Origin of the sequence: Fructobacillus ficulneus, from assembly GCF_001047075.2 — a bacterium.
In the GTDB taxonomy this organism is placed as follows: Bacteria; Bacillota; Bacilli; order Lactobacillales; family Lactobacillaceae; genus Fructobacillus; species Fructobacillus ficulneus.
Map to the genome: position 1 here is coordinate 316,303 of NZ_DF968005.1, position 19,705 is coordinate 336,007.

Consider the following 19,705-nt stretch of genomic DNA (forward strand, 5'->3'; position numbering starts at 1 on the left):
GCCAAGTGGTCAACAAGGTAATTATCAGGGAGCCATTACGGCTCTAGTTAACCAAGCCATTGCTGACTTGAATAAAGCTGGCAATACTGACACGATTAACCAAATCCTGGCTACCTACCAGCAAAACTTAGCTGGCATGCAAGGTCAGGCAAAAGACAAGCAGGCGGTCATCGACAAGGCCAATGATGCTGCACAAACAGTACCAAACCAAGACCACCGCTTTGATGCCGCCATTGACCAAGCCAAGAAGCAATTGCTGGACGACTTAGCCCATGCTCAAAGTCAAGCGGATATTGATCGAGCCTATGCTCGCTTCAATGCCACATTGGCTGAGATTAAGGCTCAAGCGTCCGCAGTTGCCACAAACTTGCCGGTTACGGATAGCCAAACGAGTCCTGCACCGGTAGAAATATTGCCAGATACGGATAACCAAACGAGTCAGACATCGTCAGAGACGTTGCCTGAAACAAGCGACGAACCAGCTTTGCCTGATACTTCACGGGTTCATCGCTATGATGAAGATTCAAAGGACGTCACAGCTCTGGCTTTGGCAAGCTTGTTAGCTAGTTGGTCAGGAATTAACTTTAGTAAAAAATCAAAGAAAGGTAAGAAAGGAGAAAAGAAATAAATACGATTAGTCCTGCCAAAGGCTGACCAATCAAAAGAAGTGGTCCTCACTGTTTTAACGACAGTGGGGGCCACTTTTTATTTGGAATCAAAATAAACATTACGTTTATATTTAATTTGTAACATAAGGAAAAATGCGCTAATTTCAAATGAATTCTAAGCATATATATGTACTTTATAATAAAAATTATTCTAAGTAAAACAATGAAATTGGAATAAAATATGATTACTTATGTGTCTTTTAAAATGAGAAGACATAACTAAATACTGTTTTAATGCCTATTAAAGTGCGTTATAAAAATATTAACTTATTTTGAATATAGTGACAAATGAAATCTAACATTTCTAAATAAATTAAATAAATATTAAATTATTTCTGGTAATAGTATTGAAATATAAGTAAAGATACATTATAATTTATCTTGTAAGTTTCAAGAAAGCACACATTTAGAGGTGGAAATACATGGAAAGTAGAGTAGATAAATTTACTATGAAAAAGCACTACAAGATGTATAAGTGAGGTAAACTCTGGCTATTTGCGGCAGTTGCCGCATTTGCCGTCACCGGCGCAGCGCAAGCTAAGCCTGGTGTCGTTCCTAACTTCTTAGGCGATGGACATTCAATGATGTTGAATGCGTCGGCGGATGAAAATTCGACTTCGACTTCTCAGACTCCAGAGCAAAAAGCTGCTTCACAGTCAACAAGCGCGTCGACATCGCAATCAGCAAGTACTTCGGCTTCAGAAGCAACAAGTACGGCAGCCGCAAGTACATCTGCTTCACAAGCTGGTAGTACTTCAGCTTCAGTTGTGGCAAGTACGTCAGCATCACAAAGCACTGTTGATTCAAAGTCAGCAAGTAAAACTACTACACAAACTGAAAGCAGTAAGAATTCTGCAACTGATTCTCAATCAAATACCACTAATTCCACTAGTGGTTCCCAAGCTGATTCAGGCTCAGCAGAAAGTCAAGATTCGGACGACGTCTATCCTGATGCAGATAAAAACAATGCAGAATATGAGAGCTATTCACTAGATAACGCTAGTTCAGCAAATCTTGGTTCTCTTTTGGACAGTAAAATAGGCAATGATGCCGGTAGTGCTGCTGCAGCTGTCAATGGTGCTTCGGCTTCTGCAGCTTTTGATACGTCAAAGTACTTGCCAGCCGATGACCCCGCTCAAATGGGAAGTGTTGTTAAGTTCAATACCTTCTCTGACGCCGTTACTGGTGCCTTATTTGATTTACCAATGCAGACAAAAATTGGATATGATCATGGTCAATATATGAACTTCCAAGTTAAACAAGTTTATGTTTACTTGGACCCACAAACGGATGCTTCTGGTGTGAACCACCCAGTACTGAAGATGGTCTACATCCCTGGTACAACTACCTTCCAGATTCAGTCACAAGGGGCAGATAATAATGCCAACGTTTATGTTGGTAATAGTAACGGTGCACCAGCCACTAAAGCAGGTAGTCCTGTTGCAAGTACGACAACCGATTCCTCAGGGAACAAAGTGACAGTGGCTGCAGACCCTGACTACTATACAGCCAATACTGGAACTTTGGCCTATAACGAAAAGATTTTGGATGCTAGCACAAGGCATTCAACAACTTATACTTGGAGCCAGATAGGTGGTGGAAGCCCTCGTAATCAAGAGATGAATACACTTGCGATGCCTAGCATGAGCGATGCCGATGCCGCTAAGGTTACCAACCTTAATATTTCGTATGTGTCGGATAGTGGTAAATCTGTTGATAATACTGGAAATGCTTCTGGATTAAACGATGGTGTTGCCTACTCAAACGTTAAGGTTCAAAATTTAGCTTCATTGCAAGCCCAAACTAAGAAGACCGCAGCTGACTTGGCAACCATGTCTCAAAACGTCAGCGATGCTGTTTCTAAGATTGACGGGCAAGCCCAAGATACTATCAACAAAATTCAAAATGATAAGACATTGACTTCAGACCAAAAGCAGAATGCTGAAAACCAAATCAAAGACAATGTTACATCTGCTAAGAACACATTGAATAGTACAATTTTCCCATCTGATTTTGCAAAGAACAATACTAATGCTACAAATAGTGTGACAACATACCAAACACAACCAAGTGTTGCTACTCAGGTTGCCAATGCTGAAAGTCTGTTGGATAGTGAATTGTCCACTGTTCTTGGAAATATCAAGGCTGATACTGGTTTGACCCAGTCTGAGAAGGACAAACAAAGTGCTAAAGCGCAATCTGATCACGATACACCTTATAATGCATTGAAGGCATTAAATACAAATGCTTCTGACCCTAATTCAAATGATGCTGATGATATTACTAAAATTATGGCTAGTCAGCAAGCGACAGATTTGCCAAATGACTATACTAAGTCAACCTCATCTGCTAAAGAACAGCAACAAGCTGCTGCAACGCAGGGAGCAACAGATGCCGCTACTGCATCTAGTGCTATTGATGGTAACCAGAACTTGTCTGACACTGATAAGACTAATTTAAAGAATGCCATTAGCTCAGCCTTAAAGGATTTGCAAAATGATCCCGGAACAGATGCTGAAACAGTTGCGCAACATAAGTTGGCTTTGGAAAAGGCTATGAATAAGGCCTATGTTGCAGCCGCAGCCGCGGATGCTAAGGCCGCTGCTGCACAAGATCCTAATCTTCAGAAGAACACGACAGCATTGTCAGCTCAACAAGCTCAAATTCAAAAACAAGCCGATACTGCAACTGCTCAACTTGACAGCGCCAAAGAAACTGATGATTTGACTGCTATGAAGAACACCGCTGTTGACAACATGAAAAAGCTTCAAGCTGCGCAACAAGCTGCAAACAAGGCTGTTGCTGATGCTTTGACTACTGCTAAGAATAAAGTTGAAACAGACCCTAGTTTCAATAACATGGATCCAACAGCCGCCGCAACCGCAAAGAAGGCTCAAGAAGCTGCTTTGCAACAACAAGCCGATGCAACAATGGCTGAAATTAACAAGGCAACCAATGCTGATCAAGCAAAGGCAGCCGGTAACGATGCAGGTAAGACAACTGACTTACAAAAAGATCAAGCTGCAGCTAATAAGCAAATTGCTGATGCCTTGACTAAGGCCCAACAAAACGTTGATGCAGACCCAAGTTTGGCTAATAATCCAGATGCCAAGACTGCCCAAAAGAACGCTTTGGCAGCCCAGGCTGCCGCAGCCCAAAAAGCTGTTGGTGCTTCAACAGACCCTTCAGAAGTCGCTAACGCCGGAACTGCTGGTTCAAGTGCAGTGAGTGGTTTGCAAGCCGCCCAAGAATCCGCTAACAAAGCAGTTGCTGATTCTTTGACTAAGGCCCAAGCTGCCGTTGATGCAGACCCTAGTTTGGCTAATAACCCAGCTGGTAAGGCTGCGCAAAAAAAGGCTTTGGCTGACCAAGCTGCTGCTGCGCAAAAGAATGATATTGCCAATGCAACGACACCTGACCAAGCTACTCAAGCTGGTAATTCTGCAGCTGATGGAGTTAAGAACACTCAAGACGGTCAACAAGCTGCCAACAAGACAGTGGCCGACGCATTGACTGATGCTCAAAAAGCCGTTGATGCAGACCCAAGTTTGAAGAACAATCCTGAAGCAGTAGCTGCTCAAAAGAAGACGTTGCAAGACCAGGCCAATGCTGCCCAAACAAATGATATTACTAACGCCGCTAGTCCAGCCGCCGCCGATGCTGCCGCCCAAAAGGCCGCTAGTTCAGTTACTGATTTGCAAGCTGCTCAACAAGCATCAAATGCAGCTTTAGCTAAGGCTGCCAGCGATGCTGAAAATGGTATCAATAATAATGCAGCCTTTTCAAAAAGTGAAAAGGCAAAGCGCCTGGCTGATTTGCAAGCTGCTCAAAAGACTGCCCAAGATGCCATTAACAATGCAACAACCCCAACAGATGCCGCTGCTGCCTCTGGTTCAAACTCACCCTTTGCCAATGCTGCTAAGACAGCCGGTGATGCTTCAAACTTGCCATCAATTGATGACCAGAAGAAGACTGCTACAGAGGCAATTGATGGTGCTTTGAAGAATGCCGAAGCTGCTGTTGATGCTGACCCAAACGCTTCAGCCGCTGACAAGGCTGCTCAAAAGAAGACCCTAGAAACTCAAGCGGATAAAGACAAGCAAGCTGTTACCGACGCTAAAACTGCTGATGACATTCAAGATGCATCTGATAAGGGTACTAAGGATATCTCTGGTCTACAAGCTGCTCAACAAGCAGCTGATGCCGACTTAGCTAAGAAGGCTAAGGACGCTGAAGATGCTATCAATGGTAATCCAAACCTTTCAAAGGATGAAAAGGCAAAGCGTGTTGCTGCTATTGAGGCCGCTAAGAAGACTGCCCAAGATACCATTAACAATGCCACAACTCCTGCAGATGCCACCGCTGCTACTGGTTCAGACTCAGCCTTTGCTAAGGCTGCTGCTACTGCAGGTGACACAACTGGTTTGCCAACTGTTGCTGACCAACAAAAGACGGCTAAGAACGCTATCGCCGATGCTTTGAAGAGTGCCGAAGCTGCTGTTGATACTGATCCAAACGCTTCAGATGCCGACAAGGCCGCTCAAAAGAAGACTTTGGAAGCTCAAGCTGATGCTGCTAACAAGGCAATTGACGGAGCTGAGTCAGCTGATGATGTCACTGCTGCATCTGACAAGGGTGCCAAGGATATCTCTGACCTTCAAGCTGCTGAACAAGCTGCCGATGCTGACTTAGCTAAGAAGGCTAAGGATGCTGAAGATGCCATTAATGCTAACCCAGTTCTTTCTAAGGAAGAAAAGGCAAAGCGTGTGGCTGATGTTGAAGCCGCTAAGAAGGCTGCTCAAGACATCATTAACAATGCTACAACTCCAGATGAGGCAAATGCCGCAACTGCTAAGGGTTCAGTCTTTGACCAAGCTTCAGCAACTGCCGGTGATACTTCAAAGTTGCCAACTGTTGCTCAGCAAAAGCAAAGTGCTTTGTCAGACTTGCAAGATGCTGCTGACAAGGCCAAGGCTGCTATCGATGCTGATAAGACATTGTCAGCTAATGAAAAGGCTACCCAAAAGGCTGCTATCGATGCTGATAAGACATTGTCAGCTAATGAAAAGGCTACCCAAAAGGCTGCTATCGATGCTGCCTTGAAGGCCGCTCAAGCTGATGTTAACAGTTCTAATGGTGCTCAAGATATCTTGGATGCACAAGCCAAGGCTGCTAAGGCCATGGCTGATGCTCACCAACCTGGTCAAGATTTGGCCGCACAAAAGGCTGCTGCCTTGGCTAAGATTGATGAAAAGGCTGCTGAGATTCGTGCAAGAATCATGAACGATCCAAAGTTGACCCAAGAACAAAAGAACAAGGACTTGGCAATGCTTGATGACGCTGTTGCTAAGGCTAAGGCCGCGGTTAACAACGCCCAAGATGCAGATTCTATCCTTGATGGAATCAAGATTGGAACGGTTGATGCAGAAGCTGCTTACGAGACAACGGTTCAGGAGCAATACGCTGAACCAAAGCCTCAACCAGCTCTTCCTGATACTTCATCTCCAGTTTTGCCAGAAACGAGCCGCGTTGCCCGTCATGGTAATGATTCAATCTTCGCAGCAGAAATGCTCGCTGCTGTATCAGCCTTCTTCTTCGCCGGTATTTCTCGCCGTAAGAAGAATGACAAATAAAAATTAACCTCGATGTTAATTTGCATAAAGACGATCAATTCATAAGAATTGGTCGTTTTTTGTTTTTAAAGGGATTTATGGGGCTAAGATTGAAGTTTAATTTAGAATGATTCGAGTTGCAATTATATTTATAAAGAAATATACAGAAATTATTGTAATCGTATTGAAATCTATAAAAACACATATTATAATAGTTCTTGAGGTTACAAAATTATTACTTTTATGAGGTGATGAAATGAAAGATAACATTAATAAGACGGAACATTACAAGATGTACAAGGCCGGCAAGCACTGGTTTTTTGCTGGAATTACGGCCTTTGCCTTAGTTGGTGCGGTCCAAGCTGCCCAGCCTGATTTAGGTAATTCAATGCACGCATCGGCTGCCAATATTTTGCAAGATAACACACAAGCAGCTGGTTCTTACTTTAAAAGTAACGATGCCTTGACGGCTTGGATTAACCAACAGTTTACTGACCCAACGACTGGACAAATTGATGTTGGTGCCGGTGTCATTGGTAAGTATGTCACACTGCCAAAGGATGTCGGTGTTGCTCAAGATAGTAAAATTAACATGGATTACTGGGTGCAAGATGCCTTTATTCAGCTTGTCCATGGTCAAGGGCGTATCACTTTCGTTGCCGGTACGACAACTTTCTTCATTACCGTTCACGGTAACACCAGTACAAACGTCGATGTGTCTTTCCAAGCACAAATTGGTAATGGTTCAACAAATGAAATGAAGTTGTTCTCTAGTGTTCAACCTGAACAAACGGTTTCATATACGCCAACTGATGCAAACGTTGGTGATGGAGGTGACAACGTTACCTTGAACATGCGTTATCATGACCACGGAAATGATAACTGGTATGGCTATTACCCAATTCACGTTGCCTTCCAGACGGCTGCACAGCACCAACAGACGTTAGCTCAAGCTAATGCCGATAACACAACCTTGGCAAATAAACGTTCAGATGTTGCATCAAAGAACGCTACCGCTCAAACAACAGCTAATCAACAGATTGACGCTGATAAGACTTTGACCGCTGCTCAAAAGGCAGCTAAGAAGCAAGCTATTCAAAATGCTATTGATGCTGAAAACAATGCAGCTAAGACAACGTATTATGTTTCTGATTGGAATGCTAATATGCCAGCTTTGCAAAATGCTGTTGATAGTGCAACAGCTGCAGCTAAGACTCCTGGCACACCAATTCCAGACCAGCAAAAGCAAGCTGTTAAGGATTTGACAACAACAGCTAACCAAGCCTTGCAAAACATTGCTAATGACAATGGTTTGACAACTGCTCAAAAGCAAGCCCAAACAAAGGCTGTTAATGATGCCTTGGCTGCAGCAACTAATACTATTAACAATGCTGATAATGCGGATGACATTCAAGGTCAAGATACACCTGATGCAAACGCTAAGATAGCCGCATTGTATCAAAAGTCAACAGCTACACCAGCTCAACAAAAAACTGATGCTGTTAATGCAGCACCTGGATTGGCAACAGCTGCAAAAAGTGCCATTGATGCTGAACCAACCTTGACAGATGCTGAAAAGGCCGCCCGTAAGACTGCCATTGACACAGCGGTGACAAACTTGCAAAATGCTCAAGCAACTCCTGATGATGTTGCTGCTAAGCAACAAGCATTGAACGATGCCATTGCGGCTGGTGAAAAGCCAGGTGATACCGTTGATAATCAAAAGGCTGCAGCAATTGCTAAGTTCAAGTCAGACAACAATGTACAAAGCACCTTAGATGCCATTGCGAATGACCCAACGTTGACCGATGCCCAAAAGCAAACTCAAACAAAGGCTGTTAACGATACGGTTGCTAAGGTATCGAATGATGTGAACGCAGCTACAACGGCTCAAGGTATTCAAGATGCGGTGAAGAATGATGCTTCTCAAGTGGCAAATATTCAGCACACAGCTGGAACACCTGTTTCACAGCAAGCCGCACAAGCGGATTCACAAGTTGACCAATATGCAGAAATTACCAAGAAGACAATCGATGCTGATAATATTTTGACATCCGATGAAAAGACAGCTCAAAAGGCTAAGGTTGATGCACAAGCCGCAACAATTAAGCAAAGCTATGCAAATGGTACAGCTCAAACAATTGCAGCTGCAATGCAAACGGCGCAAGGACAATTGAATGGTCAGTATACCGCTGGAAAGCCATTGCCTGACCGTCAAAAAGATGCAGAAACAGCCATTGATCAAGCAGCAACACAGGCAAAGTCTGACATTGATCCAACATTGCCAGATGCCGAGAAGACTGCACAATCAAATGCAATTGATGCAGCTGCTCAAGCAGCTAAGTCTAAGGTTGATTCAGCTACAACCGCTGATGACGTGAACTCAGATGTTTCAGCTGCCCAAACAAACTTGTCAGGATTATCAGATGCCAAAAAGACTGATCGTCAGACTTTGAATACTCAAGCAGCAAATGCAGTTAACACAGTCAATGCCGATAATTCATTAACCAGCCAGCAAAAGACCGACCGGATTAATGCTGTTAACGCAGCCCGTGATGCCGCTTTGCTGAACGTTGATAAGGCAACTTCTGCAACTGACGCAAATACAGCTACAAATGATACCGGTTTGACCAATGCCATCACAGCTTCTCAATCACATGATGGCATTGCCTCAGTGACTGACCAACAAAAGAATGCCGAAGCAAAAGTTGATAACGCGGGAACTGATGCTAAGACAGCAATTGATAATGCTAAGACAGCTGCTGAAAATGCCATTGCTCAAGATGGTTCGTTGACACCTGAACAAAAGGCAGCTCAAAAGACTGCTATTGATTTAGCCGTTGCCCAACAAAAGGCAAGCATTTCAAATGCAAACGATGCTGATGCTATTGCCAAGGCCCAAGCTGCTGCAGTTCAGGCTATCCAACAATTGCAAGCTGATAAGGCCGACGCTCATACTGCCTTGGCAAAGCAAGCCCAAGCTGCAATTGACCAAATTAATGCTTCACCAGTTTTGTCATCTGCTGAAAAGGCAAGTCGGGTGCAAAACGTCACAAATGCCTACAACGCCGCGATTAACAATGTTGATCAGGCAACCACTTCAGCTGACGTTGCCACTGCTAAAAGTGCTCCAGCTTTGAACAGTGCAATTACGACCAATACGGATACATCAAGTGTTCCAACTGTTGCCAAACAACAAGATGCTGCAAACGATGCTGTTGATTCTGCTGCAACTGCTGCAAACAATAAGATTGATGATCAAGCAAGTGTCGCTGAAGGTACTATTGACAGTAATGGTGCTTTGACTCCTGCCCAAAAGCAGGCACAAAAGGCTGCTATTCAAGCAGCCGTAACTCAGGCCAAGAAAAATATTAAAAATGCTCAAACTGCCGATGATATTACCAAGGCTCAGAATGCTGCTGAAACGACATTAAGTGGTTTGACAGATGCTAAGGTTGCGGCACACAAGTCATTGGCCGGATTGGCTAACGATGCCATTAGTAAAATTAATAATGATTCGAATTTGACAACGACCCAGAAGGGTGAACGTGTTGCTGCAGTTACCCAAGCTTATAACAACGACATTGCTGGTGTTGATAATGCAACGGATACAGCAACAGTTAACAATGCGGCCGGTGGCTCTGATGCTCTTAAGAACGCTATTAATACCAATACATCGGATGATGGTGTGCAAACCGTTGCTCAACAGGCTGAAACGGCTAAGAGCACCGTTCAAAAAGCATTGTCTGATGCTCAAGCTAAGGTTGACGCTGATAGTACCTTGACAGCTGACCAAAAGGCAGCCCAAAAGGCAGCCTTAAAGACAGCAGCCGACAACTTGAATGCTAAGATTGCAAATGACAAAACGGCGGACGATGTCCAAACCGATGCAGATAATGCTCCTGCAACTTTGCAAGCTTTGACGGATGCCAAGTCCACAGCTCATACTAATTTGGATAGCGCCGTTTCAGCAGCAAAGGCTAAGATTGACAACAACGCTAACTTGTCTCAAGCAGAAAAAAACAAGCGAAACCAAGCAATTGATGCCGCTGCACAAACAGCTTCAAACAACATCGACAGTGCCACGACACCAGCTGATGCCAATAGTGCTAGCTCAAGCAATGATTTGACAAATGCGCTTAATGCTCAAACTGATTTCTCAAATGTTCCATCACTTGATGAACAACGTAATTCCGCCTCAACGGATGTTGACGGTGCCGCTCAAACAGCTAAGAATAACCTTGACCAAGCTGCTACTGCTGCTAAAGATGCTATTGATACAAATGGTAATTTGACTGCTGACCAAAAGGCAGTTGAAAAGGCAGCCATTGACCAAGCCGTTCAAACTGCCAAGGACAACATCAAGAACGCGCAATCAGCTGATCAAATTGCGTCATTGAAGCAAGCAATTATTGATAACGTCAATACAATTAACGCTGAAAAGCAACAAGCTCATGCAACCTTAGCTAAGCAAGCACAAGATGCTGTTGATAAGGTGAATGCAGACCCAGTATTGACTGCCGACCAAAAGGCTAGTCGTGTTCAAGCGATTAAGGATGCCTTGGCAAATGCCGGTGATGGGGTTGATAAGGCTACCGATGCAACATCAATCAACAATGCTGTTGCAAACAACGGTTTGGCTGCTGCAATTACTACAGCGCAATCACATGATGGCGTTCAATCAATTGCCGACCAACAAGCGGCTGCTCAAGGTTCAGCTGACCAAGCTGGACAAACAGCTGAAAACAACTTGGATAAGGCAGCGACTGCTGCTGAAAACGCCATTGCTACTGATGGCTCATTGACCCCAGAGCAAAAGGCAGCACAAAAGCAAGCTATTCAAACTGCTGTTGCTAATGCCAAAGCAAGTATTGGAAATGCTCAATCAGCCGATGGTATTGCAAGTGCTAAGCAATCAGCTCTTGATGCTATCAATGGTTTGAACGATGCTAAGGCGACTGCTCGTAAGGCGTTGGCACAAGAAGCTCAAAACGCCATTGATAAGGTTAATGCAAACCCTGATTTGAGTTCAGCTGATAAGGCAACCCGTGTTCAAGCAATTACTGCCGCATACCAAGCAGCCGGTAATAAGGTTGACCAAGCTACTACGATTGCGGATGTTCAAAACGCAGCTAAGTCAACTGACTTGGATAATGCTACAGCAGCCAATACAGACTTTTCAAAGGTTACACCAGTGGCCCAACAAGCCCAAGATGCTGTTACTGCCTTGAAGCAAACCCTAGCTGATGCACAAGCTAAGGTGGATGCTAATAATGTGTTAACCGCTGATGAAAAATCCGCTCAAAAGCAGGTTTTGGCCAATATTGAAGCAGCACAAGAACCAATCCATACTAGTTCAAAGTCTGCTGATGATTTGGCAACCAATGTTAAGAATGCTAAAAATGCCATCAATGCTTTGGCAAATGCTCAAACAGTTGCTGCCACAACGGTTGCAAGTCAGGCTAAAAGTGCAACAGAGGCCGTTAATAACAATAAAGCGTTAACTAGTCAAGAAAAGACTGACCGGATTAATGCCTTGAACACAGCAGTCAAAACCGCTCTAGGAACAATTGCAGAAGCTTCAGATGTTAATACAGTAAATGGTGTTACGGCTGCAGGTTCAACCTTTGACCAAGCTCAAAAAGCCGCAACGTCAGATGCTGATGTTGTTCCTGTTGAAACCCAGAAGGCAAATGCTGATTCAGCTATTGACAAGGCGACAACTGAGGCTAAGGCTAAGGTTGATACTGATTCAACATTGTCAGAGGCAGATAAGCAAGCTCAAAAAGCTGTCATTGATGACCAAGCCAATGCTGCTAAGAAACAAGTGACGGACGCTTCGACAGCTGATGATATTAACAAAGCTATTTCAGATAACCAAAAAGCGATGGATAATCTGGATAAGACAACTGCGGATGAGTTTTTGGATAGTGCTGTAAAAAAGCAACATGCTTTAATCAATGACAACGTTAACATGACCCAAGCCCAAAAGGATGCTGCTAATAAAGCTATTGATGATGTCCGTGCTACTTATCAAGATTATATTAATAAGGCACCAAATAAGATTGAAGCTTTGGGAGATGCAACCACAGGAGCTGACAGAACTTTAGCAGAACAGGAAAGGGGAGCCAATGTACCTGATATTGATTCTCAAAAAAATACAGCTAAGGCAGCTATTGATGATGCCGAAGCTGCTGCTGATAAGGCAATTGATAATGATGGTTCATTGTCCCAAGCTGACAAAGATGCTCAAAAGGCAACAATCAAGGAGCAAGCCGACAATGCTCGGACCAATATTGCGAATGCCAAAAATGCTGATGATGTGAATACTTATCGCGACAACGGTAAGTCAACTGTTGCTGGAATGGACAAGACGGCCGCAGATAAGACCTTGGCTGATTCAGTTAAGAGTCAACACGAGGCTGTTAATAACAATAAGGCCTTGTCACAAGCCCAAAAGGATCAAGCTAACCAAGCGATTGACGCCGCTGCTAAGACTGCTCAAGACACCATTAACAAGGCAACTTCAGCAGATGATGCCAACAAGGATGCCCAAGCTGGTGTAACTAACTCTACTCAAGCTGGAACTGCCGTTACCTCTGCTGTGCCAAGTATCGATACCCAAAAGGCAACCGCTAAGGCTGATGTTGATGCCGCTGAAAAGGCCGCAGATGATAAGATTGATGCCGATGGTTCTTTGTCACAAGCTGATAAGGATGCTCAAAAGGCAACAGTTAAGGCCCAAGCGGATGCCGCTCGTACTAAGATTGCCAACGATACCGACGCTGACTCATTGAACAACGATGTTAAGGCAGTGCAAGATACTTTGGCTGGAATGGACAAGACAGCCGCGGATAAGACCTTGGCTGATTCTGTTAAGAGTCAACACGATTCGGTTAATAACAATAAGGCCTTGTCACAAGCCCAAAAGGATCAAGCTAACCAAGCGATTGACGTCGCTGCTAAGACTGCCCAAGACAACATTAACAAGGCTACCTCAGCAGACGATGCCAACAAGGATGCTCAAACTGGTGTAACAAGCTCTACCCAAGCCGGAACTTCCGTTACGTCTGTTGTGCCAAGTATCGATGCCCAAAAGGCAAGCGCTAAGGCTGATGTTGATGCCGCTGAAAAGGCCGCAGATGATAAGATTGACGCCGACAGTTCTTTGTCACAAGCTGATAAAGATGCCCAAAAGGCAACAGTTAAGGCCCAAGCGGATGCCGCTCGCGACAAAATCGCCCAAGACACCGACGCTGACTCATTGAACAAGGATGTTAAGGCAGTGCAAGATACTTTGGCTGGAATGGACAAGACGGCCGCTGATAAGACATTGGCAAGTACTGTCGCAGCAGAACACGCAACTATCAATTCGAATAAGGCATTGAGCCAAGATCAAAAAGATGCTGCAAATAATGCCATTGATGCCGCTGCTAGGGCAGCTCAGAATACAATTAACAAGGCTACCTCAGCAGATGAGGCTAACCAAGCTGCCCAAGCCGGAGTGGACAAGGCTTCAGAAGCAGCTATGAGTGCCACAGATAATGTACCAACAGTTGATACTCAAAAGGCTGATGCGGAAAAGTCAATTGATGACAATGAAGCAGCTGCTGAAAAGGCAGTCGATGCCGATGCTAACTTGTCTGATACCGATAAGACTGCGCAAAAGTCTGTCTTGAAGCAAATGGCAGCCACTGCTAAGGCCGCTGTCGCTAAGGAAGATAACGCCGATGCGATTGCGAAGACTACAGCGGATAACAAGCAAGCAATGATTGATTTGAATAATGCTAAGTCTGCCGCAGATAAGGCTTTGGCTGATCAAATCAATCAGGCTGAAGCTGATATTAACAAGAATGTTAATTTGTCAGGAAGTGAAAAGGCTGACCGAATTGCTCAACTTGAAGATGCTAAGAAGAATGCTCAAGGTTTGATTAATGCCGCGGAAACACCAGCAAATGTTACAGCTGCTACCGCCAAGGGTTCAAACTTTGACAGGGCCCAGGGAAGTGCAACTGATGTCTCTGCTGTTAAGACTGTTGCTCAACAACGAGCTGATGCAACTAGTGCAGCTGATACTGCCGGATCAACTGCCAAGAATAACTTAGATAAGGCAGCTACTGCAGCCGAAGGAGCTATTGATCAAAATGGTAACCTAACTCCTGAACAAAAGGCCGCTCAAAAAGCCGCTATCGACAAGGCTGTTGCAGATGCTAAGGCTAACATTGGTAATCAACCAAACTCTGATGATATTACCAAGGCTAAGCAAGCAGCTCTTGATTTGGTCAATGGTTTGTCACAAGTTAAGCAGGATGCTCGTAAAGAGTTGGCTGCTGAAGCGCAAAAGGCAATCGACCAAATCAACAGTGATAAGGCCTTGAATGCACAGCAAAAGGCCGACCGAGTGGCAGCTGTGACAGCAGCTTACAACAAGGCCGGTGATGCTGTCGATCAGGCAACTGATAACGATGGCGTTGCTGCCGCTGAAAACTCATCTGATTTTGCCAACGCTCTGAAGGCCCAGACTGACGTCTCAGCCTTGCCAACTGTTGACCAACAACACGACACAGCAAAGAATGCCATTGCTCAAGCTTTGGCTGCTGCTAAAGCTCAGGTTAATGCTGACAAGAACTTGTCACAGGCTGATAAGGATGCTCAAAATGCTGTCTTGCAAAACCAAGCGGATACTTACAACAAGGCTATCGCTGGTGCAGACAACGCTGATGACATTAACAAGGATGCCGCTGTTGGTGGTCAGGCATTAGGTGACTTGGCAAATGCTAAGAAGGCCGCTGACCAACAATTGGCGGACCAGATAACGGCTGCTGAAAAGGCTGTTAATGATAACAAGGCCTTGTCTTCAGCAGAAAAGACTAAGCGTGTCTCTGATTTGGAAAGTGCTCGTCAAGCTGCCCAGTCTGCTATTAACCAGGCAACCACGCCAACATCGGTTTCAAATGTCTTGGCGCCAGATTCAATTTATTCAAAGGCTACTGCCAACGCTCAAGATACTACCGGTGTTGAAACTGTCGACTAACAAAAGGCTGATGCCAAGGACGCCATTGCGAAGGCATTAGCTGCTGCTGATGCTAAGGTTGATGCCAACCCAGCTTTGTCAGCTGCTGATAAGGCGGCCCAGAAGCAGGCTTTGCAGAAGCAAGCCGACGCTGCCAACTCAGCTATTGATTCAGCCACTCAAGCCGATGATATTACTACTGGCAAGACGACTGGTATTAAGAAGGTTAGTGATCTCGAAGCCGCCAAGGAAACCGACCGGAAGAACTTGGATGATGAATATCAAAAGGCTTTGGAGCAAATTAACGATAACCACGCTTTGACGGATGCCGAAAGGGCAGCACGTAAAGCTGCCTTGGATAAGGCTTATGCCGCAGCCAAGGATGCCATTAACCAAGGTACTGATATTTCTTCAATGGAAACTAATGTTAATTACAAGAACTTTGATTCTGCTAAGGCTGCAGCTACTGACTTCTCTAACATTACACCGTTAGACCAACAGAAGGCCGCCGCTAAGGCTGAAATCGACGAGAAGGCTCAGGCTTTGATTGATGAGGTTAATGCTGACTCATCATTAACACCAGCTCAAAAGCAGGCTAAGATTGCTGCCATCGAAAAGGCCGCAGCCGAAGCTAAGGCAGACATTGACAAGGCTCAATCAGCTGATGAAATTAAAACTGCTTTGAACCTTGCTGAGGATAAGACTGTTGAAGCAATGAAGAACACTAATGTTCCAGCTCCAACACTGCCAGAAACTGGTGATAGTGAAACACCTGTTTTGCCAAATACTGGTGAAAGAGATTCTGAAAGTGCATTTGAAATTGCAATGCTGTTAATCATGCTAACTGGCTTCAGTTTGGCCGTAACAAAGCAACGCAAGAATGATTAGGTAATTATTTGCCGAAAATGTACGATTTGTAACAATAAGAAGGACCAAATACAAATATTGTATTTGGTCCTTTTTTTGTATTTTTTTAGCTAAAAAGATTAGAAAAGCCTGTAAAACAGCTAATGACGGTGTTGTAACCGGTATCAAATAAATAACTTACCCGACTTATTCTAAACATATCAAAGAAATTATAAAGAAATCTTGTAAAATACTTGCAATGTTTAGAATACGAGATTATAATCATTCTAGAGGTTACGAAAAGATTACATACATGAGGTGGGGACATGAAAAATAACAGTCAAGCAACAAAAACAACTTTAAACGCAACTGAACATTACAAGATGTACAAGTCAGGAAAAATCTGGCTCTTCGCAGCAGTAACCGCTTTCGCTATTGCTGGTGGTGGCCAGTTAGCTGGTCAAACATTGCATACTAACTTGGGATTTGGTGAGGGAATGACGGCCTATGCCTGGAATAACTATTTGTACAATTATGATGGTACAAATTCAAATTCTGGGGCTGATACGTCTCAAGATAAGCCTGCATTTCCAACCCAACAAGCATTAACCAATTGGGTTAACGCTCAGTTTGATCCAAATAATAAGAACTATGTTCAACAGACAGACCAGAACGTTGCTGATACCTTGGCTCAATCTGGCCTAAGTCAAAGTGCATATGATGCCTTGACGGATAACGCTAAGGGAGTTATTGGAAAGTTTGTTGACTTGCCTGCTGATACGCATTTGACTCAAGGACCAGATAATGGAAATTTTGATTACCAAGCTAAGCGTGTTTTTGTTCGTCGTGATGCGAACGGTAATGGTCAAATTTTATATGTGCCTGGGAAGACTACATTTTATATAACTTATCACTCAACTAATCCCAATAGTTCAGTTACTCTCTCATATCAAGTTAATGATAATGAAATTGATAAATTGAAGGTTAGCTCTGGACAAACAGCTTCATATTCACCCACAGAAAGTGACTTTACAGCACATGCCAACCAGGACGGCTCTGTGACATTGAACATGCGTTATAACGCTAGCGATGGGAATTGGTATGCCTACTTCCCAAACCCTATTTCTTATGAATTGCAAGCCAACTTAGATAAGGATGTTGCACAAGCATCAAAAGATCAACAGACCTTGGCCACTGATCGTGATACAAAGACCCAGGCAATGCAAGCAACAGTTGATAAGGTAACTAGCAGTATTGATGCTGACAAAACATTGACTGCTGCTGAAAAACAGGCAGAAATCACAGCTAACAACCAATTAGTTACCAATGCAGCTACTTCTTTGGCAAGTCATGACCACCAAGATGCTAGCTATAATGCTGATGTTCAAGCACAACAACAGATTATTGCTACTCAAGCGGTCGACAAGTCAGGTCTGCCAATTTCAACACAACAAGCTAATGCTATTGCTGATTTGCAGAAAGAGGCGAATGCAGTTAATGCAAAAATCGATGCCGACACAGGATTAACTACTGCTCAAAAAAATGACCAAAAGCAAAAAATCAAAGATGCAATTACTAAGGCAACAGGTGTCATCAACGAAGCTGATAATGCCGATGATATTCAAGGCCAAGATACTGCGGCTGCCAAGGCTACCCTAGATGCCCTCTACCACCCATCAACAACAACCCCAGCACAACAAAAGGCGAATGCCATTTCTGCAGCAGCTACTGCCGTTTCAAATGCTGAAGCAACCATTGCTGCTGATCCAACGCTGACTAATCAAGAAAAAGCTGACCGTAAGGCTGCTATTGATAAAGCATCCCAGGCCTTACAAAATGCGGATGGTACTAGCGCGGATGATGTTGCCAATAAGCAACAAACTTTGACTGATGCTATTAACGCTGGTACAACACCTGGCAAGTCACTTGACCAGCAACGAGCGGATGCTTTGGCTAAGTTTGAGTCAGATAACAATACTGCCCAAAAGTTGGCGGATATTGATGCCGATAACTCGTTAACTGACGCTGAAAAAACTGCCCAAAAGCAAGTGATTAATGACGCGATTAATCAAATGCAAAGTAACTTAGCTTCGAAGACTGATGCGGACGATATTAATACTGCTGAAGGAGATACCTCCTTAGCTAGTGCTGTTCAAGGAGCTCACACTGCCGGGGCGGAAACGTTAAGTGCCCGCCAAAGTGCTGCAGATTCGCAGATTGATGCTGACCAAAAGGAAGCGAACGCCAAGATTGAAGCGGATAAAGGACTGACTGCACAACAAGTCAGTGACCAAGAAGCTAAGGTTACCCAAGATGTTGCCAAGGCTAAGCAAGCAGTTGCCAATGGAACCGCTCAGCAAATCGTCAATACATTAGCTGCTGCTGAAGGACAGTTTAACGGTGAGTATACTGCGGCCAATCCTAGCTTTGACCAGCAAAAGGCAACAGCCGATGCCAATGTTGAAGCGGCAATTCGTAGTCAAAAAGCAGCTTTGGATGGTGATTCTGATTTGACCCCGGCAGAGGTGGCCGATCAAAAGGCTGCTTTGGATAAAGCGCAAGCAAACGCTGAAGATACGATTGCAATGGCAACCAATGCCGATGATCTTTCAGCTAAAGCAGCAACCGCGACTGATAATATTAACAGCTTGAATGCAGCCAAAAAGGCTGCCATTCAAAAAGCCAATGCGGCCGAGGCAGCGGCTGAAAGTACGATCAATGGTCTCAATAACCTGACCACTGATCAGAAAAATCAACGTATTCAGGCTGTCCAAAAAGCCCGTGATGCTGATATTCAAAGTATTGATGCTGCAACTGATCCGGCTTCCGCAACCGCAGCGCAAGCTAATGGTACTTTAGCTGGTGTGGCTGCCACGAATACTGATAGTTCAAATGTTCCATCATTGGCAGCTCAACAGGCTACAGCCGTTAAAAAGCTCCAACAAGCATTGGCAAATGATCAAGCAAATATTCAAAATGACCCATCCTTAAGTCAAGACGGCTGCGAATGCGACCTTGGCTCAAAACTACCAGAACGCCACCAATGCGATTGCCAATGATCCAAACTTGACCGATGCGCAAAAGCAAGACCGGCAAAATGCTTTGGATACCGCCCACGCTACAGCGGAGTCAGCGATGAACGCTGCTCAAACACCAGCTGCAGCCAATAGTGTTGTTGCTTCTGGTTCAGACTTTGACAAGGCAACCCAAACAGCCAAGGATGACTCGAATGTCACCCCATTGGCTAGCCAAAAGACTAACGCAACTGGCACGGTCAACGGTGGTTCTTCAAATGCCCAAAACGCCATTGACCAACAGGCAACAGCGGCTGAAAATGCCATTGATTTGAATGGCAATTTGACACCAGAGCAAAAGGCAGTCCAAAAGGCTGTTATTCAAAAAGCTGCCGAACAGGCAAATGCCGACATTAACAACGCTTCAAATGCTCAACAAATTGTCGATGCTCAAAACAAGGCCAATGATATCTTTAATAACTTGTCAAATGACAAGACAGAGGCTCGCAAGAGCTTGGCTCAACAGGCCCAAAATGCTATTGATGGTTTGGA

6 protein-coding genes and 1 pseudogene are annotated in these 19,705 nt (G+C 44.3%); all 7 read left to right on the forward strand.

What is annotated here, in order from left to right:
* Positions 1-628, forward strand: a 628-nt coding sequence (locus AOQ29_RS07640; protein ID WP_158530763.1) for a hypothetical protein, incomplete at its 5' end; no start/stop codon positions are given.
* A 621-nt stretch (positions 629-1,249) separates the two neighbouring features.
* Entirely contained in the window at positions 1,250-6,301 is a 5,052-nt protein-coding gene (locus AOQ29_RS06145) for a DUF1542 domain-containing protein (RefSeq protein ID WP_061993612.1), read from the forward strand.
* A gap of 235 nt (positions 6,302-6,536) precedes the next feature.
* On the forward strand, positions 6,537-15,314 hold the full coding sequence (locus tag AOQ29_RS06150; RefSeq protein WP_061993613.1) for a DUF1542 domain-containing protein: 8,778 nt from the start codon (positions 6,537-6,539) through the stop codon (positions 15,312-15,314).
* Between the two features lie 15 nt (positions 15,315-15,329).
* Positions 15,330-15,980 (forward strand): annotated as a pseudogene (locus tag AOQ29_RS06155) (DUF1542 domain-containing protein); the annotation flags it as partial.
* A 27-nt stretch (positions 15,981-16,007) separates the two neighbouring features.
* Positions 16,008-16,181: an LPXTG cell wall anchor domain-containing protein gene (locus AOQ29_RS08365; RefSeq protein ID WP_275936589.1), complete on the forward strand. Its 174-nt coding sequence runs from the start codon at positions 16,008-16,010 to the stop codon at positions 16,179-16,181.
* Positions 16,182-16,465: 284 nt separating this feature from the next.
* A complete protein-coding gene (locus AOQ29_RS06160) occupies positions 16,466-19,198 on the forward strand; it encodes a KxYKxGKxW signal peptide domain-containing protein (protein WP_061993615.1) in 2,733 nt (910 codons plus the stop codon).
* The coding region (locus AOQ29_RS06165; RefSeq protein ID WP_114675005.1) for a DUF1542 domain-containing protein at positions 19,155-19,705 on the forward strand (551 nt) is incomplete at its 3' end. The genes AOQ29_RS06160 and AOQ29_RS06165, both read left to right, overlap by 44 nt.